Annotated in this window: 22 protein-coding genes; 11 read left to right on the top strand and 11 right to left on the bottom strand. The window is 43.6% G+C overall.

What is annotated here, in order from left to right:
• Positions 1-36: 36 nt before the first annotated feature.
• The 6 genes from sbcD to V6259_RS17015 all read left to right on the top strand — a co-directional run bounded on the left by sbcD (position 37) and on the right by V6259_RS17015 (position 8484).
• On the top strand, positions 37-1326 hold the full coding sequence (gene sbcD / locus V6259_RS17040) for an exonuclease subunit SbcD (RefSeq protein WP_341585542.1): 1290 nt from the start codon (positions 37-39) through the stop codon (positions 1324-1326).
• A complete protein-coding gene (locus V6259_RS17035; protein ID WP_341585541.1) occupies positions 1323-5036 on the top strand; it encodes an AAA family ATPase in 3714 nt (1237 codons plus the stop codon). Before sbcD ends, V6259_RS17035 begins: the two co-directional genes overlap by 4 nt.
• Before the next feature lie 311 nt (positions 5037-5347).
• Positions 5348-6073, top strand: a complete 726-nt coding sequence (minC, locus tag V6259_RS17030) for a septum site-determining protein MinC (protein WP_133012236.1) — start codon at positions 5348-5350, stop codon at positions 6071-6073.
• Positions 6074-6139: 66 nt separating this feature from the next.
• Positions 6140-6949 carry a septum site-determining protein MinD gene (gene minD / locus V6259_RS17025; RefSeq protein ID WP_133012237.1) on the top strand — a complete coding sequence of 270 codons (810 nt, stop codon included), beginning with the start codon at positions 6140-6142 and terminating at the stop codon, positions 6947-6949.
• 1 nt (position 6950) lies between these two features.
• Positions 6951-7205 (top strand): cell division topological specificity factor MinE, encoded by a 255-nt coding sequence (minE, locus tag V6259_RS17020; RefSeq protein WP_133012238.1) that lies wholly within the window; start codon positions 6951-6953, stop codon positions 7203-7205.
• A 226-nt stretch (positions 7206-7431) separates the two neighbouring features.
• On the top strand, positions 7432-8484 hold the full coding sequence (locus V6259_RS17015; RefSeq protein WP_341585540.1) for an aldo/keto reductase: 1053 nt from the start codon (positions 7432-7434) through the stop codon (positions 8482-8484).
• A gap of 158 nt (positions 8485-8642) precedes the next feature.
• On the opposite strand, the gene fusA is transcribed toward V6259_RS17015, so the two are convergent.
• The 5 genes from fusA to V6259_RS16990 form a co-directional block, all read right to left on the bottom strand.
• Entirely contained in the window at positions 8643-10739 is a 2097-nt protein-coding gene (gene fusA / locus V6259_RS17010; protein ID WP_341585539.1) for an elongation factor G, read from the bottom strand.
• A 185-nt stretch (positions 10740-10924) separates the two neighbouring features.
• Positions 10925-12094 (bottom strand): cation:proton antiporter domain-containing protein, encoded by a 1170-nt coding sequence (locus tag V6259_RS17005; protein WP_341585538.1) that lies wholly within the window; start codon positions 12092-12094, stop codon positions 10925-10927.
• 12 nt (positions 12095-12106) lie between these two features.
• Positions 12107-12775 carry a TIGR04211 family SH3 domain-containing protein gene (locus tag V6259_RS17000; RefSeq protein WP_341585537.1) on the bottom strand — a complete coding sequence of 223 codons (669 nt, stop codon included), beginning with the start codon at positions 12773-12775 and terminating at the stop codon, positions 12107-12109.
• 123 nt (positions 12776-12898) lie between these two features.
• A complete protein-coding gene (locus V6259_RS16995; protein ID WP_341585536.1) occupies positions 12899-13375 on the bottom strand; it encodes a DUF934 domain-containing protein in 477 nt (158 codons plus the stop codon).
• Positions 13359-15020: a nitrite/sulfite reductase gene (locus V6259_RS16990; RefSeq protein ID WP_341585535.1), complete on the bottom strand. Its 1662-nt coding sequence runs from the start codon at positions 15018-15020 to the stop codon at positions 13359-13361. The genes V6259_RS16995 and V6259_RS16990 overlap by 17 nt, the downstream gene beginning before the upstream one ends.
• Positions 15021-15256: 236 nt before the next feature.
• On the opposite strand from V6259_RS16990, the gene nfuA reads away from it, so the two are divergent.
• Complete coding sequence (gene nfuA, locus V6259_RS16985; RefSeq protein WP_133012245.1) at positions 15257-15838, top strand: Fe-S biogenesis protein NfuA; 582 nt, start codon at positions 15257-15259, stop codon at positions 15836-15838.
• Positions 15839-15903: 65 nt separating this feature from the next.
• Here the strand turns inward: nfuA and V6259_RS16980 are convergent, their stop codons facing one another.
• Positions 15904-16980, bottom strand: coding sequence for a 3-deoxy-7-phosphoheptulonate synthase (locus tag V6259_RS16980; protein ID WP_133012246.1), 1077 nt, complete (start codon positions 16978-16980; stop codon positions 15904-15906).
• Between the two features lie 98 nt (positions 16981-17078).
• The gene (locus V6259_RS16975; RefSeq protein WP_341585534.1) at positions 17079-17840 is read right to left on the bottom strand and encodes a sulfite exporter TauE/SafE family protein; all 762 of its coding nucleotides are present in this window, start codon (positions 17838-17840) and stop codon (positions 17079-17081) included.
• 107 nt (positions 17841-17947) lie between these two features.
• Between V6259_RS16975 and cysB the strand changes: the two genes are divergently transcribed.
• The gene (cysB, locus tag V6259_RS16970; protein ID WP_133012248.1) at positions 17948-18922 is read left to right on the top strand and encodes an HTH-type transcriptional regulator CysB; all 975 of its coding nucleotides are present in this window, start codon (positions 17948-17950) and stop codon (positions 18920-18922) included.
• A gap of 116 nt (positions 18923-19038) precedes the next feature.
• Here the strand turns inward: cysB and wrbA are convergent, their stop codons facing one another.
• From wrbA to V6259_RS16950, 4 genes are all read right to left on the bottom strand, one after another.
• Positions 19039-19638, bottom strand: coding sequence for an NAD(P)H:quinone oxidoreductase (wrbA, locus tag V6259_RS16965; protein WP_133012249.1), 600 nt, complete (start codon positions 19636-19638; stop codon positions 19039-19041).
• The gene (arsC, locus tag V6259_RS16960) at positions 19635-19979 is read right to left on the bottom strand and encodes an arsenate reductase (glutaredoxin) (protein ID WP_341585533.1); all 345 of its coding nucleotides are present in this window, start codon (positions 19977-19979) and stop codon (positions 19635-19637) included. The genes wrbA and arsC overlap by 4 nt, the downstream gene beginning before the upstream one ends.
• A 76-nt stretch (positions 19980-20055) precedes the next feature.
• On the bottom strand, positions 20056-21780 hold the full coding sequence (locus tag V6259_RS16955; RefSeq protein WP_341585532.1) for a proline--tRNA ligase: 1725 nt from the start codon (positions 21778-21780) through the stop codon (positions 20056-20058).
• A 46-nt stretch (positions 21781-21826) separates the two neighbouring features.
• On the bottom strand, positions 21827-22696 hold the full coding sequence (locus V6259_RS16950; protein WP_341585531.1) for an SMP-30/gluconolactonase/LRE family protein: 870 nt from the start codon (positions 22694-22696) through the stop codon (positions 21827-21829).
• Between the two features lie 86 nt (positions 22697-22782).
• Here V6259_RS16950 and V6259_RS16945 point away from each other — a divergent pair, with 86 nt between their 5' ends.
• The 3 genes from V6259_RS16945 to V6259_RS16935 all read left to right on the top strand — a co-directional run bounded on the left by V6259_RS16945 (position 22783) and on the right by V6259_RS16935 (position 26506).
• Positions 22783-23226, top strand: a complete 444-nt coding sequence (locus V6259_RS16945) for an HIT domain-containing protein (protein ID WP_341585530.1) — start codon at positions 22783-22785, stop codon at positions 23224-23226.
• 62 nt (positions 23227-23288) lie between these two features.
• Complete coding sequence (locus V6259_RS16940; RefSeq protein ID WP_341585529.1) at positions 23289-24812, top strand: DUF2786 domain-containing protein; 1524 nt, start codon at positions 23289-23291, stop codon at positions 24810-24812.
• A gap of 176 nt (positions 24813-24988) precedes the next feature.
• Positions 24989-26506, top strand: coding sequence for a fumarate hydratase (locus tag V6259_RS16935; protein WP_341585528.1), 1518 nt, complete (start codon positions 24989-24991; stop codon positions 26504-26506).
• Positions 26507-26908 lie beyond the last annotated feature (402 nt).

Here is a 26908-nt window from a genome sequence, read left to right as displayed (position 1 = left end):
TTAGGTTTATTTGGGATTTATTGAAATAGGTTGTACATGAAAATTCTACATACGTCCGATTGGCACCTTGGCCAACATTTTATGGGCAAGTCTCGTCGTGACGAACATGCGGCTTTTATTGCTTGGTTGTTGGTTTTGATTAAACAAGAATCGATTGGGGCTGTCATCATTGCTGGCGATATTTTTGATACGGGTGCGCCACCCAGTTACGCTCGAGAGATGTACCACCAATTGGTGTTAGATTTGAAAGCACTAGATTGTCAGTTGGTGATTGTGGGTGGGAATCACGACTCAGTGAGCATGCTTAACGAGTCTAAAAGTTTGTTGTCATATTTAGGCACGCATGTGTTGGCGCAAGCGCAGCTTGATGATCTTGAATCTCATGTCATTCCTTTGCTGAGCGCAAAACAAGAAGTCTGCGCTTGGGTGTGCGCGGTGCCGTATTTACGGCCTAGAGATGTGATGCAAAGTGCGCAAGGGCAATCTGAACAAGATAAGAAGCTCGCGTTAATGACGCAGATTGGCAATTTCTACCAGTCGGTGTATGAGTTGGCAAAAGCGAAAAACGCAGCGTTAACGTCACCGGTACCGATTATTGGTACTGGGCATTTAACCGCCATGGGCGGACAGGTTAGCGAGTCGGTTCGTGATTTGTATGTCGGCACTCTAGAAGCCTTGCCTACGTCTGTATTTCCTCGCTTTGATTATTTAGCTTTAGGGCATATTCATCGTGCTCAAGCGATCAGTAAAGATGGTAAGTTTCGCTATAGTGGTTCTCCCATTCCGCTGAGCTTTGATGAGCTCGGTCGAGATAAAACGGTTGTGGTGATTGATACTCTTTTATTATTGGAAAATGAATCAGTAGAACAAAGACCTGAGCTCGATCTATTTGATACAAAGGCTGAAGCAATCGAATTGCGTAAAGTACCAAGCTTCCAGCCGATGTTGAGTTTAAAAGGTAATTTGAAAGCGTTGTTAACAAAAATATCTGAATTACCTCTGTCGGATAAAACGCTTTGGTTAGAAGTGACTGTCATTGCGGACGAATATTTAAGCGATATTCATAAGCGTTTGCTAGATGCCATCAAGGATTTACCCATTGAATTGCTTCGTGTGATGCGCAAAAGCGCCGTTGAGAAAAAGAATGAGATATTTGAAAGTCGCAAAACCTTGTCTGAATTGACGGTGAGTGATGTGTTTGAAAAAAACTTACAGTCGAATGATGAGATAGAAACAGAAGAAGCTAAGATTTTGACCGATTTATTTAACCATTGTTTGGAAGACATGGAAGCCTATCAGCGTAATGGCGAAGGAGAACCGTCATGAAAATTTGTAAGCTTCGACTTAAAAACTTGAACTCGCTCAAAGGCGAGTGGGAAATCGATTTTACCAAGGCGCCATTTGATGATGCGGGCGTGTTTGCCATTGTCGGTCCGACGGGGGCGGGTAAATCAACCTTGCTGGATGCCATCTGTTTGGCTTTGTATCACGAAACACCTCGTTTAAAAGTCTCTCCGACGCAGAATGAATTAATGACACGTCATACCTCAGATTGTATGGCAGAAGTTGAGTTTGAAATAAAAGGTAAAGGCTATCGTGCGTTTTGGAGCCAGCGACGAGCGCGCGGTGTGAGTGATGGCAAGCTTCAACCAATACATTGCGAATTAAGTGAGCGCGATGGCACTATTATAACCACTAAAATCAATGAGAAGATCACTAAAATCGCTGAGTTAACAGGGTTGGACTTCGGGCGTTTTACTAAGTCTATGTTGTTGGCTCAAGGTGGTTTTTCTGCATTTTTGAATGCCTCTGCAAATGATCGAGCGGAGTTGCTCGAGGAGTTAACCGGTACTGAAATATACGGGCAAGTATCTCAGTGGGTATTTGAGAAGCACAAAGCGGAACGCCAGAAAATCATTCAATTAGAAGCGGTAAACGCACAACGTCAGCTTTTATCAGACGATGAATTGAACGCTTTTGTTGATCAAGAAAAAGAGTTTGATGGTCAAGAATCTCAGTTGATCCAAATCTTGAAACAGCAGAAAAAAACCTTACTTTGGCGACAAACAGAAACAGCGTTGGCATCACGTCTGGCATTAAGTCAGCAACAGAATACGGCTGCACTATTGGCGTTAGAGGCTTTCAAACCTCAACAAAGTCTTTTGGAAAAAGCGGAAGAGGCGAATCGTTTAAAGCCCCAATATCATGCTTTAACAGACATACAAGGTCGTGAGAAAAATGCGCAAGCCGAGTGGCATGAAATATCGGCACGACAAACAGAGCAAGACACGCAATTTAACGTGTTGGAGCAAAAGGTTGGTGATGCCAAGCAATTATTTGATGCGCAATCACTCGCTTGGGAAGCGCTCAATAATGAGATAACAACGACGATTCAGCCGTTACTGTCTCGTCGAGATAATGTAAGCGAGCAGCTAAACACGGTAAAAGAGCGACAGATTAAGGCGGAGCAGAAGCATCAGGCGATACTTCAAGAGCGTGATTCTCAGTCATCAAGCTTGGTGCAAAATCAACAAGCGTATGAGGCAAGCAAGCAAAGCTTAGCGGAATGGCAAGCTCCTGAATCTATTGAAGCGCAAGTATCGAATTGGCTGCATCAGAACAATACATGTCAAAACCAAACTCAAAGATTAATGAATTTGGCGCCTGAAATAACGACAGCGCAGGCGCAGTTAGACAGTGCATTGGCAGATTTTAAAAACCATAAAAATCAGGTTTCACAACAGAAAAATCATCTTGATCTCGTTATCGAACAGGCGAGGTCCATTGCAGCGGACTGTCTGACGCTCTCATCTGGTCGCGAATGGGATGATTGGCAAGCGCATGTCCGAAGGCTGGAAAATAAACAGCAAAAATCTACGGATCTTGTGAGTCGTTACGAAAGTTATAGTAATAAACTGGCGCAATTAGCACCGCTTGACGCTTCGATTATCTCACTGAAAGATAAGTTTGAAACTAAAGAAAATGAAATAGCCTTGGCTCGTCAGGCTTATCCTGAGAAAAAAGCACATTACAAAGATTTGGCAAGCTTAGTAGAAGCAGAGCGTCATATTGTGGCCTTGAATGAGATGAGAGAAGCATTGGGTGACGATGATCATTGCCCTTTGTGCGGCTCGGGTCACCATGACCTTGAACATGCTTTGCACCAAGACGTAAATTTTGACAATCAAGCCCGATTGGAGCAATTAAAATCTGAGTTAGAAAGCTTGGTGCGAATCGGTCAAGAGTTAAAGTCAGAGCAAGGTATTGTAGAGAACGAATTGAAAAACCGCCAAGCGCAGCGAGATTCTTTGGCGCAAGAGCTGGCGGAATCTGAGTCGCAACTTTTGGCGTTATTAAATCTTCTTATTGAAATGACGCCATTAAGCGATTTTGATCTTGTGCAAATGAACTCGGCGGTTAAGCAAGCTCATGAGGAATGGCGTGAGGTAAGTGAGTTGAATGTCCAGCTGGTGGAAAAGCATCAGCAACGCCTTGCGTTGGACGTTGAAGTCAATAATGCCAGTGCACAACTCCAAGCAATGTCATTGCAGTTGCAAGAGAAAGAATCTGAAGGACACTTACTGCGTGAGCGATTTGATACCAAGGTGGCAGAGCAGAAGAATCTGATCGCAGAGACGGATGCTATGCGAACGTCTTTAATGGCTTCGATGATCTCATCTGGTGTGCCAAAAATGTATTTGGTTGAACCTTTAGCAGACTCTTTGCAGGCGTTGCAAGGGTCCTTAACGGCTTGGCGCGATGCGAAGAAAAACTACGATGTACAGCACCAGCAAATTGAGCGTTTAACGTTTGAAATCACATCGTTAGATGAGCGAGTCAAAGAAAACTTGGTTGAGGTGGAAGCCGCACGAAGCCAATCTAATGCACTGCAAGTATCTCTGAGTGAGATAGAAGAGAGCTTAAAGCAAGTATTAGGTGATCAAACCTTAGCGGCCTTTAGGGCGCAAGCGCATCAATCATTGGAATCGGCTCGGGCTGAATTAGAGACCTTATCAAAAGCACGAGAGGTGGCTCAAACGGCATTAACAGCGACCACAACTTCTCAAAAAGAGGCTGAGAAAGTGATCAGCGCGTTGAAAGACGAATTCGATAAGGCGCAATCTATTTGGTTGAACACCTTAAATGAAAAAGGCTTTGACGTAGAAGGTTCTCAAATAGAAGAGGTGTGGAAAGCCGCGTGCTTGCCTGATGCTGATGTCGCTCAGTTGCAGCATACCTTGGTTGAATTGAAAGACGCCAATACTCGGCAATCCGCTTTATTGAAGCAAGCGAAAACCGCCTATGATGAGCATGTTGAGAAGCAAGAGGCGGGTCTGAATGTGAGCGATGATATTTCTCTTGAGGCCTTGTTAGCACAGGTTGAGCAGCTTGAAAGTGAGCACGCTATATTAAATCGAAAGCGAGGCGAAGTGGCTCAAAAAATTAAAGAAGAGCATCGGCGTCGTGCGCAAGCAGAGTCTTCCGTAAAAGAATTAGAAGCGCTACGGGACAATTTAATTCATTTGGATCGTTTGAATCATTTAATTGGTTCTGCAGATGGAGCGAAATTCCGTCGTTTCGCTCAAGGCTTAACCTTGGATCATTTGGTGTATTTGTCGAATCAACATTTGTCTATTCTCCATAAACGTTATCAGTTAGAGCGTAAGTCCGATGAAGCCTTGGCATTATCTGTTGTGGACACTTGGCAAGCGAATGCCTCGAGAGACACCAAAACCTTGTCTGGTGGTGAGTCTTTCTTGGTGAGTTTGGCGCTGGCGCTGGCGTTATCGGATTTGGTATCTCATAAAACTAGCATTGATTCGCTGTTTTTAGACGAAGGCTTTGGCACCTTAGACAACGACACTTTAGAGTCCGCTTTAGATGCATTGGACAATTTACAATCCTCTGGCAAAACCATTGGTATTATCAGTCATATACAGGCTTTAAAAGAGCGTATACCGGTACAAATTCGATTAACAAAGCAAGGCGGGTTGGGTGTTAGCAGGCTCTCGCCTGAGTTTGCTGTGAAAAGTTAGAGCGCTAAAAAGTGGATATTTCTGAGGGGATAAAGTTTTCCCCAGAAATAGGGGAACAACCTTGTAAATAAACCGTAAAACATTATATTAATCATGAGGTTATTAATCTGGTTGTTATTGTACACGGTGAGATTTATAGGGCACTATATGAATGTATCAATCAAAGTTCAAATTTGATGTAAAGACTTTGGTTACATGCCTTTCTTTAATCAGCAACCTTGATAGAATATGAGTTTTTAGGCTCTATTAAGAGTAATAAGGTACGCCCATTACCAATTGAGGGTCTAGGGTACAACAAAAGGATAGTTTGCATGACAGACTTAGGCTTCCAGTTAAAAGGAAGTGTAGTAACGACGGTATTACTTGAAATTCAAACGCTTTCTCTTGAAAGCATTCTTTCTCAGTTAAAAGAGAAAATTGATCAAGTGCCGCATTTTTTTAATCAAGCACCTATTATTGTTGATCTATCAAAGATAAAAGAAGATGTTCCTCTTGCCTCGTTTGAGTCATTAGTTAACTCGCTTAATCATTTGGGACTTTGTGTTATAGGCTGGCGTTGTAATCAAGACGATAAGCCAACTTGGTATGCTGACGTGGTAACTCCATTGTTACCAGCGAGTAAAACGCGATCTATTAATGTTCCTGAGCCAGTTACTACCTCGGTAAGTCCTGACGTGGTAGTGAAGACGGTAGTTGAAGAGCGCTTAGTGCCTCAGTCAACCAAGGTAATTACTAAACCTATTCGCTCAGGGCAGCAGGTATACGCTGAAGGCGATCTGATTATTTTAACCCAGGTGAGTGCCGGTGCTGAGGTGTTAGCAGACGGTAATATACACGTTTATGGTGCACTTCGTGGGCGAGCGTTAGCAGGTGTTAAGGGCGATGTAGAAGCTCGAATCTTTTGTAAAAGCATGGAAGCAGAACTGGTTTCTATTGCTGGTAATTTTATGCTGACTGATGCGTTGCAAAAAATTATTTGGAAAGAAGCGGCACAAGTGTTATTGGTTGACGATAGTTTAGAAATTATACCGCTTTAGACGTTTAAATTTTATTAGTTATATTTATGGATCGGCTTCTTGAAGAAGTCATCGGGGGATACAGCATTGGCAAAGATCATAGTGGTCACCTCAGGCAAGGGTGGTGTTGGTAAGACGACATCCAGTGCAGCAATAGGGACGGGGATTGCATTAAAAGGATTTAAAACAGTAATTATCGATTTCGATGTGGGTTTGCGTAATCTAGATTTAATTATGGGTTGTGAGCGTCGTGTTGTTTATGACTTTGTTAATGTGATTAATAAAGAAGCGACTCTGACTCAGGCATTGATTAAAGATAAAAGAACAAAAGATTTATTTATTCTTCCAGCCTCGCAAACAAGAGATAAGGATGCTCTCACACAAGAGGGTGTTCAAGGTGTCTTGGAAGAACTTGCTAAAGACTTTGATTATATTATCTGTGATTCGCCAGCGGGTATTGAGAAAGGCGCACAAATGGCGTTGTATTTTGCTGATGCGGCGATTGTTGTAACCAACCCTGAAGTGTCTTCGGTTCGTGACTCGGATCGTATTTTGGGGATTTTACAAAGTAAATCGCGCCGTGCAGAAGAAGGCAAAGAGCCAATCGAAGAGCACTTGCTGCTAACGCGTTATCATCCTGAGCGTGTCGCTTTGGGCGAAATGCTGAGCGTGTCTGATGTTGAAGATATTTTGGCGATCCCATTGTTGGGTGTTATTCCTGAATCTGAAGCGGTTCTTAAAGCGTCAAACCAAGGTACGCCAGTTATTTTGGACACAGAGTCAGCCGCAGGACTAGCCTATATGGATGCGGTGGATCGATTGATGGGTGAAGAGCGACCTTTGCGTTTTCTGGATGTCCAGAAAAAGGGATTTTTTAAACGACTGTTAGGAGGTTAGTGTGGGGATTTTTGATTATTTTAAGAGCAAAAGTGAGCCAAGCTCCGCGTCGGTTGCAAAGGATCGCTTACAAATTATTGTTGCGCACGAACGCAGTAAGCGCAAACAACCAGACTACTTGCCTCAAATGCAGCAAGAAATCATTGATGTGATTAGAAAGTATGTGAAAGTGGGCAGTGAAGATGTTCAAATTCAACTTGAAAACATCGAAGACTGTTCCATTCTTGAGGTAAACGTCACACTGCCTGATAATTAGGTTGTCGGTACTTTCTTGACAGGGTATGCAGTGTGAGTGCTGATGCCTTGTTGGGGTTGCCTTCCTCTTTCTGCTAGCTGAATCCCTCTTGGCTATGTTTGTTTTTATGCATCCTTATTGTTTTCATTGATAAAACTAGCCTGATAGTTCTTTTTTTATTACATTAATAATCACTATTTTTCGCGGTGCTTTTTTTGCGCTGTATTGAATCTTAAAGGAATAAATAATGAAGTATGTACCACTTGGTCGAACCGGTCTGAATGTATCAAGGGTTTGTTTAGGAACCATGACATGGGGAACTCAAAATAACCAAGCGGATGCGGATGTTCAGATTGAATATGCTTTGGCGAATGGGGTTAATTTCATCGATACCGCTGAAATGTATTCTGTACCACCAACGCCTGAATCTTATGGTAAAACAGAAACAATCATAGGTAATTGGCTGTCCCGTAATCCATCCCGTCGTGAAGAGTTTGTTTTGGCGACTAAGATAGCGGGTGTTGGGCTTGATTATATCCGTGATGGCGGTCCAATTACCGGTGCTGCGGTTATTGCTGCGGTTGATGCTTCGCTAGCGCGCTTGCAAACGGACTATATTGATTTGTATCAGTTGCATTGGCCGAATCGCCCTCATCCTCATTTCTCTAAACATTTTCCTGGGCAAGTCACGTTTAGTGATATCGACAGAGATGAGCATTCAGCGCAAATGCTGGATATCCTGCGAGGGGTTGATGCTTGTGTTAAGGCGGGCAAGATTCGTCATTTTGGTTTATCTGATGATACAACTTGGGGGATAAACGAATACATTCGTTTGAGTGATAAATATGACTTACCCCGTGTTGCGTCTATCCAAAATGAGTTCAGTCTTTTACATGCGAAAGATTGGCCTTATTTGATAGAAAACTGTGTGCATGAAGGTGTTGCTTATCTGCCTTGGTCAGCATTGGCCGCAGGCGCTTTAACGGGTAAATATGTCGGTGGCGCACGTCCTGAAGGGAGTCGTTGGGCTTATGCGCAACGTAATGGCTTATTTAGAGATACAGCGTTGTCTGAAAAAGCGGTATTAGGTTATTTAGAAGTAGCTAAAAAACACAACTTATCACCTGCTCAGCTGGCATTAGCTTGGTGTAATCAGGTGGATGGTGTGACATCAACTATTATTGGTGCAACGTCCTTGGCACAGCTTAAAGAAGATATGTCTGCTTTTGATTTGGCGCTTTCTGATGAGGTTCTTGCTGATATCATGACTGTATTCAAAGAATACCCAGTGCCATTTTAATGTTTTTGATATGAATGTTTGTTGTTTAAAAAGTCGCCTATAGGGCGATTTTTTTGTGTCAAAAAAAAAGTGGGAAGGGTTGCGTCTTTTATTTGGCGTAATAAAAAACCCGATGCAGAAACTGCATCGGGTTTTTTTAAGACGGTAATAAAGTGATATTACTTGTCTTTTTTCTCTTGTTCTTTCTTGTCTTTAACAGCTGCGATAACTGTTTCAGCAACGTTAGAAGGACATGGTAGGTAGTGAGAGAACTCCATAGAGAACTGACCACGACCAGATGTCATTGTACGTAGAGTACTGATGTAACCAAACATTTCAGAAAGAGGAACGTCTGCTTTGATGCGAACACCAGTCAAACCTTTCTCTTGGTCTTTGATCATGCCGCGGCGACGGTTAAGGTCACCGATTACATCACCAACGTGATCATCAGGAGTAAACACATCCACTTTCATGATTGGTTCGATCAACTGAGGGCCAGCTTTAGGGATAGACTGACGGAAAGCGCCTTTAGCAGCGATTTCAAAGGCTATAGCAGAGGAGTCAACTGCGTGGAAGCCACCGTCGTACAATTGAACTTCAACGTCTAGTACTGGGAAGCCAGCTAGAACACCTTCGTTCATCATAGACTTAAAGCCTTTCTCTACAGCAGGGAAGAACTCTTTTGGTACGTTACCACCCACAACAGAAGAAGAGAATACAAAGCCAGAGCCTGGCTCACCTGGTTTGATGCGGTAATCGATTTTACCGAATTGACCAGAACCACCAGATTGTTTCTTGTGCGTGTAAGTATCTTCGATTTCTTTCGTGATTGTTTCACGGTAAGCAACCTGTGGTTGACCAACAATAAGGTCTACACCGTAGGTACGCTTCAAGATATCAACTTTGATGTCTAGGTGAAGCTCACCCATACCGCGAAGGATTGTTTCACCTGAATCGATATCAGTTTCAACGCGGAATGTTGGATCTTCTGCAACCATTTTACCGATCGCAACGCCCATTTTCTCGTTACCGCCTTTGTCTTTCGGTGTAACAGAGATAGAGATTACTGGCTCAGGGAAAACCATTGCTTCAAGCGTACAAGGGTGCTTAGGATCACAAAGAGTGTGACCAGTTTGTACGTTTTTCATGCCTACGATCGCCATGATATCACCAGCTTGCGCTGAACTGATTTCTTTACGGTCGTCAGCTTGCATTTCTACCATGCGGCCAACACGTTCTGTTTTGCCTGTGAAGCTGTTTAGAATCGTATCACCTTTGTTTAGCACACCAGAATAAACACGTACGAATGTTAGCGCGCCAAAACGGTCATCCATGATTTTGAATGCAAGTGCTTTAAACGGTTCGTTAGCATCAACAATCGCTTTTTCACCGTTTGGATTACCTTCTTCGTCCGTAAGATCTTGTGGAATAACATCTGTTGGGCTTGGTAGGTAGTCGATAACAGCATCAAGAAGAAGCTGCATGCCTTTGTTTTTAAAGGCAGAACCACAGTAAGTAGGGAAGAACGCAAGGTCACGAGTACCTTTACGGATACAACGTTTAATGTCTTCCATAGAAGGTTCTTCACCGTCCATGTACGCCATCATGATATCGTCGTCTTGCTCTACCGCTGTTTCTAGTAGTTTCTCGCGATATTCTTCAACGATTTCTGCCATGTCAGCAGGAACGTCTTCAACTTTGTAGTTTTCTGGCTGACCAGTTTCATCCCATATGTAAGCTTTGCGGCTTAATAGGTCAACAACACCGACGAATTCATCTTCAGTGCCGATAGGTAGAACCATGATTAGCGGGTGAGCGCCAAGTACTTTTTGAACTTGCTCTGTTACGCGGTAGAAGCTTGCGCCAAGACGGTCAAGTTTGTTTACGAAAATGATACGTGCTACTTCAGATTCGTTAGCATAACGCCAGTTAGTTTCTGATTGAGGTTCAACACCACCAGAACCACAGAATACACCAATACCACCGTCAAGGACTTTCAAAGAACGGTAAACTTCTACTGTGAAGTCAACGTGTCCAGGTGTGTCGATAACGTTAAAACGGTGATCTTTCCAGAAACAACTTACCGCTGCAGACTGGATGGTTATTCCGCGTTCTGCTTCTTGTTCCATGAAGTCAGTTGTAGATTCACCTTCATGTACTTCACCGATTTTGTGGATCATACCGGTAAGTTTAAGAATACGTTCTGTAGTAGTAGTTTTACCCGCGTCAACGTGAGCAAAAATACCGATGTTTCTGTATTTTGATAAGTCAGCCATTAGATTACTCTAAATAAGTTAGGGACGAAATTTGCGCGTTAGTATACAAGACTTTTCTTTGTTTGTAGTCAGGTATTTCGCGGTATTCTATTATATTTTACATACTTAAAGAAAGGGGGCTTTGAAAAGCATTTTAGAAACCCCTGTTTTCTAGAAAGAGATTATAACAAAGAAAACCGTTAAACCTAGTCTCTGCGCAATCTATCTGATATTGCTATCGGATTTGGGAAGTTCAAAATAACAACATAAGTGGATAATGCGAAGCTTAGGATTGCTGTTGCTTGAATGACATTTGACGCTTCTGTACCAATAATTCCAATATTGGCGGCAAGATAGGCGATTAATAAGGAAAACTCACTGACTTGGCCTAAGCGAAAGCCAACTTCCCAAGACGTACTTGCATCTTCTTTAATGCCTTTTAATAAAAATCGAAACACTACGGGTTTGATTAGCATAGAGCCAATGGCCAAAATAAGAGCGGGCACAATGACGGCACTAAGTAACCCTAAATTGAAGCTGGCGCCGATGGTAAAGAAAAAAAGTATTAAGAAAAAGTCTCTTAATGGTCTTAAATGAGTGGCTATGTATTGTGATATTGGGCTGGTTGCGAGTGCTACGCCAGCAATAAAAGCCCCCATTTCAGAGGATAGCCCTGCGTATTCTGCAAGCACCGCCATCGATAAGCACCAACCGATAGAGACTAAAAAAATGTATTCGTGGAACCGATCAAAGCGAGTGATCAGCTTGAGTAATATATATTTGACGAACAAAAAAGCCGCACCAATGAGAAGGGGTAATGCGATAAGCGGTTTGAGGTATTGCATTACGCCATCGTGGGTATCTCCTGAGACGCTGTAGAGTACGAGAAGTACGCCAATGGCAATGATATCTTGCAATAACAATAACCCAACCACAAGTTCTCCTGTGTGCTTGTGGTGCAGTACTGTGGTTGGTAACAGTTTAATGCAGACAATGGTGCTGGAGAACATCATCGCCACACCAATAATAAGGCTTTCTAGCTCTGTGTAGCCAAATAAAATAGCTACTAAATAGCCAAGTAGGGCAAACGCAGCAGAACTTAGCAGGGCAATCCAAGATGCTTTTTTAAGCATGTTGATTAAGTGGCTGGGCTGCATATCTAAGCCAAGCAAAAAAAGTAGAAAAATGATGCCTACATGGCTCATGTCATCCATGAGTTTTGGTTCATTGATGAGTGACAGCCCATAAGGTCCAAGCAAGACGCCCAATGCAATATAGGCAATTATCATCGGTTGCTTGGTGTATAAGGCGATCGATGCAACAATCGCCGCACCACCGAAAATCAAGAAAAAGGAATGTACGATAGATGCATCCATGCTATTTACCTATTAGCTCCATGAGCCAGTGTTGCTTTTTCTTTTACGTGACAAAGGAATGAAAATGCCAATTATTAAGCCGCCTAGTAGTGTGCCGGCGCCAATGGCAAACCATTTTTGCTGAGTGGTATCTTCTTGTTTATTGGCTTCCGATTTAGCGATGGCCAGCTGTTCTTTTAAAGAGGTTACCTGATAAGTAACGTCAGCATTTTGAGATACGATGGATTTGGCCTTTTCGGTAAGCGTTTCATTCTGCTGAAGCTGCTTAATGAGTAGGTTTTTGTCATTCTCCAATGTCGTAACTTTGGTATTTAAGTTGTCTATGTCTTGTTTGCTGTTTTGCAATTCAGCGTTAATCTTTTGTTTGCTGTCAGATAGCGCCGTTAGCTTAGTTTGTAAGCTAATAACTTGATCTCTTGTGACCGCGTCGTCACTTAGAAAGTAGTCAGCAATCCAGCCTTCGTTGCCACTTGGTGTTTTAACCTTAGTGTACCCATTTTCTTGTTCAAGCACTTCAAGAGGAGTGCCACTTTTGATGCCACGTTCAACGGCGCGTGTATTGTTATTCTGACCTTCTCTAATCGCAACAAATTGAATATCTGATACGTAGGCGGTCGTCGCTTGAGCAACGCTTGACAGTAGTAGTCCTGCAAGAAGACAGGTTATGTTTTTTTTCGACACGATAAGGTCCTTTAAAAATCAATCACTTTCCAAGTCATACGATAATCAGGGTGGCTACAATACGCAATAGGAAAAGGCCCTTAAAAGGGCCTTTTGTCGGAATGCTGACGATAGATTTAGTCTTTAGCGACGTAGAAACATCGGTCTTGGCTCGATGACATCGCCTTGGTATGCGGTGGAGAAAGATTTATGCAGTACCAATGCTTTTTCTAAATTCACATCTTCATTGAATTGGAAGCTGTTAAAGCCAACTCTTAGTAAGTAGCCTAGTTGATCAGGAATAAAGTTTCCTAAGGCGCGAATTTCACCTTTATAGCCTAGGCGTTCACGTAGTAAGCGTGCGTAAGAGAAACCACGACCATCAACAAATGCTGGAAAATGAATACCAATCACAGCAAATTGATTTAGATCGACGTCAGCTAGTGCTTCAGTGCCTTCACCTGCATCAATCCATATTCCGGCGACTGGGCCAATACTTTCTTTTTCAGCTAGCCATTTTGTCATGGGTACGATTGCTGTGTCAGACGCAGCGGCTTCGCTGTCTTGCTGCCAAGTGTACAGGTTGTCGGCAATGTCTCCGTTCTTAATTAGCTTTGGCATAAGCGGCCTCTTTAAATGGTGTGATGCCAACGCGGCGGTAAGTGTCGATAAAACGTTCTTCATCCGTACGGTTGTTCACATAGACATCCATTAGCGTTTGAATGACTCTGGTTATATCTTCTTGCGCGAAAGATGGGCCGAGGATTTTGCCGATGCTGGCATCGTTGCCTGAAGCGCCACCAATGGATATTTGATAAAACTCTTGGCCTTTCTTATCGACGCCAAGAATGCCAATATTACCGACATGGTGATGACCACAGGCATTCATGCAGCCAGAAATATTCAAATCGATATTACCTAGATCATAAAGGTAATCAAGGTTGTCGAATGTTTGCTGGATTTGGTCGGCAATAGGGATGGATTTTGCGTTTGCCAGTGCGCAGAAGTCGCCACCTGGGCAGCAAATCATATCCGTTAGTAAGCCAAGAGTTGGTGTAGCAAAGCCAGCTTCTTTGGCGGCTTCCCATATAGCAACAAGCTGATCTTGACGAACATCAGCAAGAACTAAGTTTTGTTCGTGGCTCACGCGGAGCTCACCGAAACTGAACTGATCAGCCAAGTCTGCGGCTTTTTCCATTTGATCTGAGGTCGCATCGCCTGGTGCTTGCCCCGGTTTTTTAAGGGTAAGTGTTACGATGCGGTAGCCTGGTTTTTTGTGCTCAAATGTATTGCGCTCATGCCAGCGTGAAAAGCCAGCGCTGTTGGCTAGTTTGCTCGTTAGTTCTACCGGGTTGTTCGTTAGTGATTCGTATGCTGGCTCAGAAAAAAAGCTGGATAGGCGATCAAACTCACTCATTGGAATCGTGCTTTCTTTGCCGCGTAAATGAACCCATTCCGCCTCAACTCGGTTGCGAAACTCTTCAATGCCAAGCGCTTTCACTAGAATCTTAATGCGCGCTTTGTATTTATTGTCGCGACGACCTTGCTGATTATAGACGCGAATAATGGCATCAAGGTAAGTCAGCAAGTCAGCACGTGGAATAAATTCACTGATGGTAACGCCCACCATAGGGGTGCGACCAAGTCCACCACCGACGATGACTTTAAAACCGATTTCACCGGCGTCGTTTTTCTTAATTTGCAGACCAATATCATGGACTTGTATGGCCGCGCGATCTGAAGATTCAGTCGCATTAACCGCAATTTTGAATTTGCGTGGTAAGAAAGCAAACTCAGGGTGAAAAGTAGACCATTGGCGAATAAGTTCACAATAGGGGCGAGGGTCGACTATTTCGTCAGCTATAACGCCCGCATATTGGTCGGTCGTAGTGTTGCGAATACAGTTGCCGCTGGTTTGTACCGCGTGCATCTGAACTTGTGCTAGTTCTTGTAGAATATCAGGGACATCTTCAAGTTTTGGCCAGTTCAATTGTAAGTTTTGGCGGGTACTGAAGTGTCCGTAAGAGCGGTCATAGCGACGGCTAATATCAGCTAACTTGCGTAGCTGCTCACTTGAAAGCATACCGTATGGGATGGCAATACGAAGCATTGGTGCATAACGCTGTATGTAAAGCCCATTTTGTAATCGTAGCGGCAAAAACTCTTGCTCACTCAGTTCGTCATTAAGGTAGCGGCGTGTTTGATCACGAAACTGTGCTACACGCTCATCAACAAGCTGTTGGTCAATTGCGTCGTATTGATACATAAAGTAATAAACCATCGTTAATAAAATTTTAGTTATGTAACTCTATCAAAATTCCCTTATTCTAAAAATGAATATTTGCCTATATCTATAGCGGTTTTTCTTATAAGTCTTATTGAATATCGAACATTGTACGAATAATGAAAAATACCTTACTTTTTTACTAGGTCTTTGGTTTTAAAGTGCATCTGCTGTAATATGCTCGTATTGACAGTGTTACCGATTTAAGAAGGGTTATTATGAATATTACTATTACTGATGGCGCTCAAGAGTACCTATCTTCTTTACTTGAAAAACAAGGTGTTGAAGGTATTGCTGTGCGTATATTTATCCAGCAGCCTGGCACCCCTTATGCGGAAACGTGTTTGGCATATTGCCGTCCTGATGAAGTAAACGAAACGGATGAGATTCTAAATCTTCCTAAGCTGAAAGTGTATATTGAGAAGAACTCAATAAACTTTTTAGATGAAGCTTTTGTCGATTATGCCACGGAAAAAATGGGCGGCCAGCTAACAATCAAAGCGCCCAATGCGAAAATGCCGAAAGTTGGTGTGGATAGCCCTATTGAAGACCAAATCAATTATGTGCTTTATTCTGATATTAACCCAGGATTGGCATCTCACGGTGGTGAGGTCAGTTTAGTGGAAGTGATTGATGGTCAAGTGGCTGTCTTGCAATTTGGTGGTGGTTGCCAAGGTTGTAGTGCGGTTGACCTAACGCTTAAAGAAGGTGTTGAGAAAACGCTGATTGAAAAAGTGCCAGGGTTAACGGCTGTGAAAGATTCAACAGACCATACAGTAACTGATAACGCGTTTATGTAGCGTTAGAAAATACTAAAAAAGGGTGCTGATCGATTGATCGGCACCCTTTTTTTTGTGCTTTAAATTTAGCTGCGTTCGCGTTTTGGTAAAACGTCTTTCAGTTGTTCAGCCATGGTCAGCAAAGTTTTTTCTGTAGCTTCCCAATCGATGCAGGCGTCGGTAATTGACACGCCGTATTGGAGGTCGTTTTTGTCAGCAGGTACTTTTTGATTGCCCCAGCCAATGTTGCTTTCGATCATCAACCCCATAATAGACTGGTTGCCATCAAGAATTTGCTGAGTCGCATCTTCTACAACGGTTACTTGGCGTTCTGGTTTTTTGTTTGAATTCTCGTGAGAGCTATCGATCATGATATTGTGCTTTAGCTTGGCGGATGTCAGCGCGGCTTCAGCTTTTGCGACGTTTGCGGCGTCGTAGTTTGGTAGGCCGTTGCCACCACGAAGTACGACGTGACCGTACTCATTACCTTTGGTGTTAACAATGGCGACTTGGCCTTCTTCGTTAATGCCTAGGAATGAGTGCGGGTGAGAAACTGATTGCATGGCATTAACCGCAACAGACAATGAGCCATCTGTGCCGTTTTTAAAGCCTACGGGCCCAGAAAGACCAGAGGCCATTTCACGGTGTGTTTGGGATTCTGTGGTGCGAGCGCCAATTGCTGACCAGCTGATTAGATCTTGGATATACTGTGGAGAGATAGGGTCTAGTGCTTCTGTAGCAAGAGGTAGGCCTATTTCAGCAAGATCAATTAGCAGTTTGCGGCCAATGTGTAGGCCTTTATCGATATCGAAGGTGCCATCAAGGTTTGGATCGTTGATTAACCCTTTCCAACCTACGGTAGTACGAGGCTTTTCAAAATAAGCGCGCATAATAATATAAAGTGAATCGCTTACTTTTTCTGCAAGTTCTTTCAGGCGATGAGCATAATCCAAGGCCGCTTCTGTATCGTGAATAGAGCAAGGCCCAATCACAATCGCTAGGCGATGGTCTTTGCCGTCCATGATGTTTTTAATGGTGTCGCGAGCGGTGGTGATGCGGTGACTTACATCTTCGCTGACAGGCAAGGTTTGTTTTAATTTTGTAGGGGTTACCAAAGAGGTAAAGGAGGCTATGTTTAAATCCTCAAGGCGTGTATTGCTCATTACGGGGTTTCCTGTTTACTGCATAATAGTTATAGCCCTTACAGTATCTTGTTTTCACTCGTTAATGAACCGTCAGGGCTGGGTTTTATAGCGTTTTTTTAGAAGAATAGATATTTCAAGCCAAAGACCATTAAAGCGCTTGCCAATATGGGTTGCAAAACCTTGTTTGGGACATAGGTAGAGATTTGAGTGCCTAGGTAAATGGCTGGTATAGAGCCAATTAATAAACCGGCTAATAAGGTGTAATCCACGTTACCAAGAAAAACATGCCCTAAACCAGCCACAAGCGTTAAAGGGACGGCGTGAGCGAGATCGGTGCCGACAATGTTTTTGGCGCGCATTACAGGGAATAATACCATCATAATGGCGGTTCCCAGTGCGCCAGCGCCTACTGATGTTAGAGTGACTAAGATGCCAAGAATTATGCCGCAAAAGAAAATGACTCTTAGACTGCGAGCCTCTGGCATTTGGAAGTCAAAACGAGATAGTAGTTTTTCTCGAAAAATGATGGCTAACGCGGTTGTTAGTAGCATTACGCCTAGGGTGCCCGTCAATATTTGTTGGTAATAATCTGGTTTTTCGAATTGAGACAAGGCTAATACGGTAATAAAAGAGGCAGGAAGGCTGCCTGCTGTCATGGCACCAACTATTTTCCAATTAACATTGCCGCGTTTTGCGTGCAAATATACGCCCGTGCTCTTCGCGATTCCTGCATACATAAGGTCGGTGCCAATGGCAATATGAGGTGGAAAGCCAAATAGCAGTAATAGCGGGGTCATTAAAGAGCCACCACCAACACCCGTGATGCCGACGGCCAGCCCAACGGCGGCGCCGGCAAAAATATACCAAATAAAATCCATCGTATTCTTTCTTTCGCTGATTTAAGCTAGCAACATTAGAGGTTTTTCTCTATTCTATAAAGTAATGTTTTCTTCTGTTTTTAACTCTTTTTGGAATAAGGCGCTCGATGAAGTTACAGCAGCTTAGGTATATTTGGGAAGTAGCGCGCCATGACTTAAATGTGTCGGCTACTGCACAGAGTCTCTATACATCTCAACCAGGTGTTAGCAAGCAGATTCGTCTTTTGGAAGATGAATTGGGCGTTGAAGTTTTTGCTCGTAGTGGCAAGCATTTAACGCATGTAACGCCTGCCGGTGAGAAGATTATTGCGTTGGCCGGTGAAATTCTTAATCAGACTCAGAATATTAAGCGAGTGGCTAGCGAATTTAGTGATGAGCGTAAAGGATCTCTAGATATTGCCACTACGCATACTCAAGCGCGCTATGCGTTGCCGAATGTTATTCATGAGTACATAGAGCGTTATCCAGCGGTGGCCTTGCATATGCATCAAGGAACGCCGATGCAAATTGCTGAAATGGCCAATGACGGAGTGGTGGATTTTGCTATAGCGACAGAAGCTTTAGAGCAGTTTGGTAATTTGATAATGCTGCCTTGTTATACTTGGAATCGATGTGTTGTTGTGCCGAAAGATCACCCTTTGGCTCAAGTTGGAGTATTAACATTAGAGGCGCTGGCTAAATATCCTATAGTGACTTATGTTTTTGGCTTTACAGGTCGATCTCAACTAGATCATGCGTTTCAAAAAGCCGAGCTTGAGCCTAATGTGGTTTTCACTGCGGCGGATTCTGATGTTATCAAAACCTATGTTCGTTTGGGTTTAGGTGTCGGGATTGTTGCTTCTATGGCATACGATGAGCAGCAAGATTCAGATTTAGTTGCACTGGATGCTTCGCATTTATTTGAAGACAGCTGCACCAAAATTGGCATTCGTAATAATACGTTTATTCGTGGTTATATGTATCGGTTCATTGAGTCTTTTGCGCCGCATTTGACGAAAGATCGAGTTATTGCTGCGATGGAAGCGTCCAACCGCCAAGAGGTTGATTTGCTTTTTCAGGATATTGAATTGCCGCGCTTTTAATTGCGTTATTTGTTCATTTGATAGGCCAGATGTGAAAAACGAAAGGCCATGCATTCAGCGAGATGCATGGCCTTTTTTTATGGCTATTATTTTATTTAGCGCGCTGGTATTTATGTTTATTTAGCCAGTTTTAGAGCCAGCTCTGCAATCCGTTTACCTTGTGCTTCACAAAGAGATATTTCATCTTTGCTTAAATTGTTTTCGCTGGTTGCTGTGGCTAAGTGACTGGCGCCATAAGGTGTACCACCAGTGGTGGTGTTGATCAGTGCCTTATTTTTATAGGGCAATCCAGCCCAAATCATGCCGTGGTGTAACAAGGGAATCATCATCGATTGCAGGCATTGTTCCTGTCCGCCATGCATTGAGCTGGCGCTAGTGAAAGCGCAGGCGGGTTTGTCGATGAGTCCGCCGGTCATCCAAATTGTCGAGGTCTGATCGATAAAATGTTTGAGTGGGGCGGCCATTGATCCAAAGTAAGAGGGTGAGCCAAGTGCCAAGGCGGCACAATTAGCCAGCTCGTCTAGAGTGGCATAAGGCGCGCCTTCGCTAGGGATTGCCTGACTGGTGGCTTCGCAGGTTTCTGATACCGCTGGCACTTGCCGGACTTTAGCTTCTATGCCGGCAGTGCTGTTAACGCCACGAGCGAGGTATTTAGCCATTTCAGCGATGGAGCCATGGCGGCTATAAAATAAGATGAGAACGTAAGGATCGCTCATTTAAACAGTTCCAGAACTTGCTCAGGTGGGCGTCCTAATTTTGCATGGTCATTGTGAATGACGATAGGTCGCTCAATAAGGCTTGGATGAGAATGCATGGCTTGAATGCGCTCTTCGTCGCTGCTTTCTGAGTTTAGCCCCAGCTCTTTGTAAATGGTTTCTTTGGTACGGATGAGCTCAATCGGCGTGATGGCGAGCTGTTTTAGTAATGTGGTTATTTCTTCGACGCTGGGCGCTTCTTTTAGGTACAAACGGACATCAGCTTGGACGCCGTTTTCTTCTAATAGAGCGAGTGTTTGACGAGATTTTGAGCAGCGTGGGTTGTGGTAAATCGTTGTCATGTGAGTTCCTTTCTCTTAGTAAGCCTAAAGAGGGGAGTGAGTCACTCAGCGAGAGGTTGAGTGACTCATGATGGTGCTATTTCAGGCTAAGAATAAATTCAACGGCTTGTTCTGTTGCTATATCTTGGTTTTCGCCTTGAGTACGGTTTTTGTATTCTAATGTGTTGTTTGCCAACCCTTTATCGCCAACTACTAAGCGATGTGGGATGCCGAGCAATTCACAGTCTGCAAATTTAACGCCTGGGCGTTCTTTTCGGTCGTCTAATAAAACGTCTAAGCCTTTGGCTTTTAGTTCGCTGTATAGGCGATCACATTCGTTGCGAACCGCTTCTGATTTGTCGTAATTCATGGCCACAATTACCACATCAAAAGGCGTGATGCTTTCTGGCCACAAAATGCCTTTATCATCAAAGTTTTGCTCGATGGCTGCAGCAACAATACGTGAAACACCGATGCCATAACAGCCCATGTGCATGATCTGAGCCTTGCCGTTTTCATTGAGAACGGAGGCGTTTAATGCTTCAGCGTATTGTTGACCTAGCTGGAATATGTGACCGACTTCGATGCCGCGTTTAATGACGATGGTGCCTTTACCATCAGGAGATGGGTCACCTTCTACGACATTACGTAAATCCGCTACTTCAGTATTTGGGCAATCTCTTTCCCAGTTTAAACCGGTCACATGGTAATCGTCTTTGTTAGCGCCGGCACAGAAGTCAGACATAACCGCCGCTGAGCGATCGACGATCACACGAATGCCTTTCTCTTTAAGTCCTTGTGGGCCAATGGAGCCTGGCGCACAACCAATGCTTGTTAGAATGTCGTCTTCGCTGGCAAATTCAAAAGGCGAGACGATACCGTCAATTTTTTCGACTTTCAATTCATTAATGCTGTGATCACCACGTAAAACCAGTGCGACGATTGTGCTGTTTTCGTTAGTGTCCATGCCTTTTACTAGCATGGTTTTTACTGTCTTGGTGACATCCAATGCTAAGAATTCAGCTACTTTCTGAATCGTTTTGCAATCTGGTGTAAATACTTCAGCAGTATCTTGTGTTGCTGGATCAGCTTTGTCTTTTAGGGTGATGGCCTCGGCCAACTCCACGTTGGCAGCAAAGTCAGACGCGTCACTAAACGCAATGTCGTCTTCGCCTGAATCCGCTAATACATGAAATTCATGGGAGTAAGCGCCGCCAATGCTGCCGGTATCGGCCAGTACTGGGCGGTAATCTAAGCCGATGCGATCAAATACATTACAGTAAGCTTGATGCATGACATCATAGGTTTCTTGAAGTGATTCAGGGCTCGTGTGAAAAGAGTAAGCGTCTTTCATGCAAAATTCACGAGAGCGCATAACGCCAAAACGAGGGCGAACTTCGTCACGAAATTTCGTTTGAATTTGAAAGAAAGCTGCTGGTAGTTGTTTGTAACTGGTTAGTTCGTTACGGGCTAGATCTGTGATCACTTCTTCGTGAGTTGGGCCTAAGCAATAGTCACGACCATGACGGTCTACTAAGCGAAGTAGTTCAGGACCGTATTTCTGCCAGCGACCTGATTCTTGCCACAGTTCTGCAGGTTGAACGCCTGGCATGATAACTTCGAGGGCGCCTGCTTTTTCCATTTCATCTCGAACGATGCTTTCGACTTTGCGAAAGACTTTAACGCCCGTTGGTAGCCAAGTGTATAGGCCTTTGGATATTTGGCGAATCATGCCGGCACGAACCATCAATTGATGGCTGGTTACGACGGCGTCAGTTGGTGCATCACGTAGTGTGGAGAATAAATAATTGCTTGCGCGCATGATAATAGTGTCTATGTCTAAAAGTTAAAATGTAGAAGTCAGTACTTTAGCCGGCAAAACGAGGTTCAATAAGACCTTTAGTGTCGGTTTCAAGGGCGAAAATGCCGCCAGCTTGAGGGAATGTTTCAAGCTCTTCTTCTGTTTGTGCTATTCGGCAGGTGCTGACAAATAATGTTTTCATGTCGGGGCCGCCAAAAGCCACCATGGTGGGGTAGGTCGCAGGGACCGGATATTCAGCTAAAATTTCACCTTGAGGGCTAATTTTAACCACTCGTTGGCCTTGGTACAAAGCACTCCAATAATTGCCTTCGCTATCGACTGCGGCGCCATCAGGTCGGCCATTGCCTCTTGGGAATTCAATAAAGGTGCGTTTGTTGGTAGCGCTGCCTGTTTGCACATCATAGTCAAATTGATAAACGATGTGGTTTGGTGTGTCGGAATAGTACATTATTTTGCCGTCGGGTGAGAAAGCTAACCCATTGGATGTCCAAGCCGCTTGATCTAATACCGATGCTTTACCGTTTTCAAACTGATAAAGCGCGCCTTTAAAGGCATCTTTAGGGCTGTACATGGTGCCGGCTAAAAAACGACCTTTTAGATCGCAGCGTCCGTCATTGAAACGAGTGGTTTTTTGGTCGTACTTTGCTTTCCAATAAGGTGTCAGTGGTGCATTGAAATCCGTGAACCGATAAACACCTGATCGAAAGGCGGCAATAAATCCGCCATTATTGTCGAGGGAAAAGCAGCCGATTTCTTCGTCAAACTGGCGTGTCTCTATGCTATAAGAGTCAATGCTAAAAGCATGCAGTTTAAAAGCGTCAATATCAACAAAATAGAGGGTTTGGGTTTGTTCATCCCATCGTGGGCATTCTGCTAATTTAGCTTGTGCGTCCAAGACACATTGCATCTCAGTCATGCTGACTCCGAGTCTCTGGGTGATTTTAAATATAAGGGTGCTATAGTGCTTCTGAAAGAGCTTATTGTAAATAGGATTAGAGAAAGATGTTTGAGTTAAATTCAATATTAGAGCGAGACTCTATTTTGGTCGGCAATTTTCCTTTGTCACAGTTGAGATTGATAAATGATTCTCAATTTCCGTGGTTGATATTGGTGCCACGAAGGAATGGAGTGACTGAGATTCATCAGTTGGTTGAAAGTGACCGTCAGTTATTAATGTCTGAGAGTTGCTTGTTAGCAGAAGCTCTGCATGATGCCTTCTCTGCTGATAAGTTAAATATTGCTGCGATTGGTAATAAGGTGACGCAGCTTCATGTTCACCATGTGGTGCGTTTTGAATCGGATGTTTGTTGGCCTGAGCCGGTATGGGGTAAAGTGCCGGCGCTGCCTTACAGTCAACAGGTGCTGGTGGATGTGTTGCAGAAAATCAGATCGTTATTGAATGATGATTTGACCTTGCCTGATGATAATGCAGAGCTTTACTATTAACATCTAGTTCATGCTGTGCCCGCCTTCTTAATAGGACGGGCAAAACAAGGATAGGCATTTTTATGAGCGTGCGTAGAAGAAAAAAAGCCATTGGCAAAATTGTTAAGCTATTAAATTTGGCTACTTCCACCAATACAACTGAGTCTGTTGTTGCATTGCGACACGCTGAGGCATTGATTCGTCAATATAATATAGTGCAGCGAGAGTTGCCTGTTGTGCAGTTATACGATCGCGCACTGCTTTATAAAGTCAGTTGGAATAGTGCTGCGCCTCGCTTTCAAAAAGAAACAAGCGTCAAGTCGGTGTCGACGGATTCGGTGTATTTACGTCGGTTTAGTGAAAAAAATCGCGATCTTGAAAAAGAAAGCATTACTGTTGCTGAGCAGGAGTCGACCGAAGCGGTTGAAGGTAGTGTAATGCCCAGGAACAACAAAATGAATGATGTCATGGATGATGTGCCTAGCACAGGTAGACGAAATGATCAGATGGTATCGGGAAGTTTCGGCAATGTTATTGATGCTGCCGAGGCTTTTCGTCCAGAAACAGACGCTTTTTCGGAAGCAGAAAAGCCCTATGTGGCAAGTTTTGATCCAGTGATGGATTTTTCCGATGATGCCTATTGGCAGCAAGTGCATAAAACGCTGGCAGATTTCGATGAGGCCAGTGTTCAGGCTAAGATGGCATTGGTAAAGCAACAGCTAGAGCGGTCTGAATTATCGCTGCAGCGTAAAAAAGACAATCGGCATCAACAAGAACAGCATGAGCTTCAAGAGCGTAGTCAAAGGGCGAAAATAGAGTTAAGTTTTGAAGAGGCGATTGAAAAGGCCTTTCAGGCGCGTGCGGTTGCCTATGAGAGGTGGGAAAAAGATCAATATCATCAGCGTTTGCAATGTCTTCGTGAGGAGCAAGAGGCGCTGTCTGTGTATGAAAACTGTGTTCAGAGTTTGAATGATCATAAAGCATCCCTGAGTCGTCATGAGCAACGTAAAGAAGACTATCGTACCGCGCAGATTATGCATAATTTACGTCGACATCTGGCTTTGTCGATTGCGAATTCGGTTGATTCATCTTCTTACGAGAAAGTGGTTGAAATCATGTCGCAAAATGGACTGTCACTAAAAGATTTAGAATTTTCAGACATACAAAATAAAAGCTTGTTTATTCGTCTACTGGAGCGTGAAAGTGCGTTGATTTCCGATACTGATCAGCGAGAGCGTTATACCGAAGAAATGTTAACAAAGTTTCTTGATGGCAGTGCTAAAACTCGTTCATCTGCTTCGTCAAATACACCATTGCAGCATATTCAGCGTTTGCTTACGGCGGCCAACAGCGGTGGCCAATTTGAAACGCAAAAGTATTTGGAGCAGGTGCAGCGGTTGATGGCTACTCATGACATTGGTGTAAAACAGATAGGCTATAATTATATTAAAAAATACTCTGTGTTTATCAGTCTCATTAACTGGGAGGCGGAGCGTATTGTCTCGTTACCGGATAGAGAGGCGTTTACCGCGCAGATTTTAGAAGAATATATCCAATATTCGTTGCGAGCTTCAAACGTTTCGTCCGATCAAAAAATGACCCCTTAGCATGCTTGTCGTCTCTCTTGGTGGTTAATCTTGGGAGGTTGCAGTGTGTATTCAATTATTTATTTTGTGAATGGGCTATATATCTTTCCAAAATAGGCTCTAGCCCTTTCTTTGCGCCTGCGCATCTTTTACCATTTCCCTTTCGATTTAATCGTAATCCTCAGCAGGAGAGATGCATGAGCATTATCAAGGAAAGTGATTTAGTTGACAGCGTTGCAGATGCGCTTCAATTTATTTCTTATTACCATCCATTAGATTTCGTTAAAGCGGTACATGACGCTTATGAAAGGGAAGAGAGTAAAGCGGCCAAGGATGCCATGGCACAAATTCTGATTAACTCAAGAATGTGTGCAGAAGGTAAGCGTCCAATCTGCCAAGATACTGGTATTGTGACCGTTTTCATCAAAATTGGTATGAATGTGCAGTGGGAAACCACGAAAAGCGTTGCAGATATGATCAATGAGGGTGTTCGACGTGCTTACACTCTTCCTGACAACATACTTCGTGCCTCTATTTTAGCCGACCCTGCTGGTGCTCGAAAGAATACCAAGGACAACACGCCTGCTGTTATCCATATGGAAGTGGTTCCTGGTGATACCGTTGAAATACATGTTGCAGCAAAAGGTGGTGGTTCAGAGAACAAATCCAAATTGGCAATGCTTAATCCATCGGATGACATTGTTGAATGGGTGAAAAAAACAGTACCGACAATGGGTGCTGGTTGGTGTCCGCCAGGCATGCTGGGTATAGGTATTGGTGGTACGGCTGAAAAAGCCATGGTTATGGCGAAAGAATCATTGATGGAGCCGATTGATATTCATGAGTTAAAAGCGCGCGGCGCAAAAACTCGTGTTGAAGAGTTGCGTCTGGCTATCTTTGATGAGGTTAATAATCTAGGTATTGGTGCTCAAGGTTTGGGTGGTTTGACGACCGTTCTTGATGTGAAAATCATGGATTATCCAACTCATGCCGCGTCATTGCCTGTTGCGATGATTCCTAATTGCGCGGCAACACGCCATGCGCACTTTGTGCTTGATGGTTCAGGTCCGGCAGATCTTGTTCCGCCATCATTAGATGATTGGCCTAAGATTACTTGGGAAGTGGGCGAGAGTGTTCGTCGTGTAAATCTAAATGAGATTACACCTGAGCAAGTAAAAGACTGGAAGCCAGGTGAAACGGTTCTGTTGAATGGTAAAATGCTTACGGGTCGTGATGCCGCTCATAAAAAAATGGTCGAAATGATTGCCAATGGTGAAGAGCTTCCAGTTGATCTGAAAGGGCGCTTTATTTATTACGTTGGGCCTGTTGATCCAGTAAGAGATGAGGCTGTTGGCCCTGCTGGACCAACCACGGCAACGCGCATGGATAAATTCACTCGAACTATTCTTGATAAAACAGGCTTGCTTGGCATGATAGGTAAGTCTGAACGTGGTCCAATTGCTATAGAGGCTATTAAAGAATTCAGTGCGGTTTATTTGATGGCTGTTGGTGGTGCAGCGTATTTAGTGTCTAAAGCCATTAAGAAAGCGGATGTTATTGCCTTTCCAGAACTTGGAATGGAAGCGATTTATGAGTTTGATGTGGTTGATATGCCTGTAACAGTGGCTGTCGATACACAAGGAGCCTCTGTGCATATAACAGGTCCTGCTGAGTGGAAATCGCGCATTGAAGCGCAAGCGCTCGAGATTAAGTAAGGTTATTCTTACTTTGTTCTCTATCTAATTGTTTAAAAGCCATATTTATTTATGGCTTTTTTGTTTTTAGGTGTTGCATCATCATTTTTAATCTGTAATATACAGCCCTCGTTACGCAGCAACGCGTAACCGCTCTTTAAGAATTTAATCAGATAATTTGTGTGGGCGCTCATTGGAGTCTTCAGAAGATCATCGCCGTTCGGTTTTACCGGAAGGTAGTTGATCAAAAAAATTGAAGTCTTACGAGAGTCTACACGGCAATCGCTTTATGTTGGTTTGTTGCTTAGGTGATGAATCGATTAAGTTATAGTTAGTGTAATACGATTTGAGTGAGCAAGTTCTTTAACTGAAGAGTTTGATCATGGCTCAGATTGAACGCTGGCGGCAGGCTTAACACATGCA

It is taken from the genome of Marinomonas sp. TI.3.20, assembly GCF_038155025.1.
Classification (GTDB): Bacteria; Pseudomonadota; Gammaproteobacteria; order Pseudomonadales; family Marinomonadaceae; genus Marinomonas; species Marinomonas flavescens.
The sequence above is the reverse complement of the archived record's forward strand: the minus strand, read 5'-3'. Positions and strand labels throughout refer to the sequence as shown.

Excerpts from the sequence above, each read along its gene's own strand:
- V6259_RS16990 (WP_341585535.1), bottom strand. The coding sequence starts at position 15,020 with ATGTATCAATACGACGCAATTGACCAACAGCTTGTTGATGAGCGTGTA.
- V6259_RS17005 (WP_341585538.1), bottom strand. The coding sequence starts at position 12,094 with ATGGATGCATCTATCGTACATTCCTTTTTCTTGATTTTCGGTGGTGCG.
- cysB (WP_133012248.1), top strand. The coding sequence starts at position 17,948 with ATGAAGTTACAGCAGCTTAGGTATATTTGGGAAGTAGCGCGCCATGAC.
- V6259_RS16995 (WP_341585536.1), bottom strand. The coding sequence starts at position 13,375 with ATGCCAAAGCTAATTAAGAACGGAGACATTGCCGACAACCTGTACACT.
- fusA (WP_341585539.1), bottom strand. The coding sequence starts at position 10,739 with ATGGCTGACTTATCAAAATACAGAAACATCGGTATTTTTGCTCACGTT.
- V6259_RS16955 (WP_341585532.1), bottom strand. The coding sequence starts at position 21,780 with ATGCGCGCAAGCAATTATTTATTCTCCACACTACGTGATGCACCAACT.
- V6259_RS16950 (WP_341585531.1), bottom strand. The coding sequence starts at position 22,696 with ATGACTGAGATGCAATGTGTCTTGGACGCACAAGCTAAATTAGCAGAA.
- V6259_RS16980 (WP_133012246.1), bottom strand. The coding sequence starts at position 16,980 with ATGAGCAATACACGCCTTGAGGATTTAAACATAGCCTCCTTTACCTCT.
- V6259_RS17035 (WP_341585541.1), top strand. The coding sequence starts at position 1,323 with ATGAAAATTTGTAAGCTTCGACTTAAAAACTTGAACTCGCTCAAAGGC.
- V6259_RS16945 (WP_341585530.1), top strand. The coding sequence starts at position 22,783 with ATGTTTGAGTTAAATTCAATATTAGAGCGAGACTCTATTTTGGTCGGC.
- V6259_RS16935 (WP_341585528.1), top strand. The coding sequence starts at position 24,989 with ATGAGCATTATCAAGGAAAGTGATTTAGTTGACAGCGTTGCAGATGCG.
- V6259_RS16940 (WP_341585529.1), top strand. The coding sequence starts at position 23,289 with ATGAGCGTGCGTAGAAGAAAAAAAGCCATTGGCAAAATTGTTAAGCTA.
- V6259_RS17015 (WP_341585540.1), top strand. The coding sequence starts at position 7,432 with ATGAAGTATGTACCACTTGGTCGAACCGGTCTGAATGTATCAAGGGTT.
- sbcD (WP_341585542.1), top strand. The coding sequence starts at position 37 with ATGAAAATTCTACATACGTCCGATTGGCACCTTGGCCAACATTTTATG.
- minC (WP_133012236.1), top strand. The coding sequence starts at position 5,348 with ATGACAGACTTAGGCTTCCAGTTAAAAGGAAGTGTAGTAACGACGGTA.
- V6259_RS16975 (WP_341585534.1), bottom strand. The coding sequence starts at position 17,840 with ATGGATTTTATTTGGTATATTTTTGCCGGCGCCGCCGTTGGGCTGGCC.
- nfuA (WP_133012245.1), top strand. The coding sequence starts at position 15,257 with ATGAATATTACTATTACTGATGGCGCTCAAGAGTACCTATCTTCTTTA.
- arsC (WP_341585533.1), bottom strand. The coding sequence starts at position 19,979 with ATGACAACGATTTACCACAACCCACGCTGCTCAAAATCTCGTCAAACA.
- wrbA (WP_133012249.1), bottom strand. The coding sequence starts at position 19,638 with ATGAGCGATCCTTACGTTCTCATCTTATTTTATAGCCGCCATGGCTCC.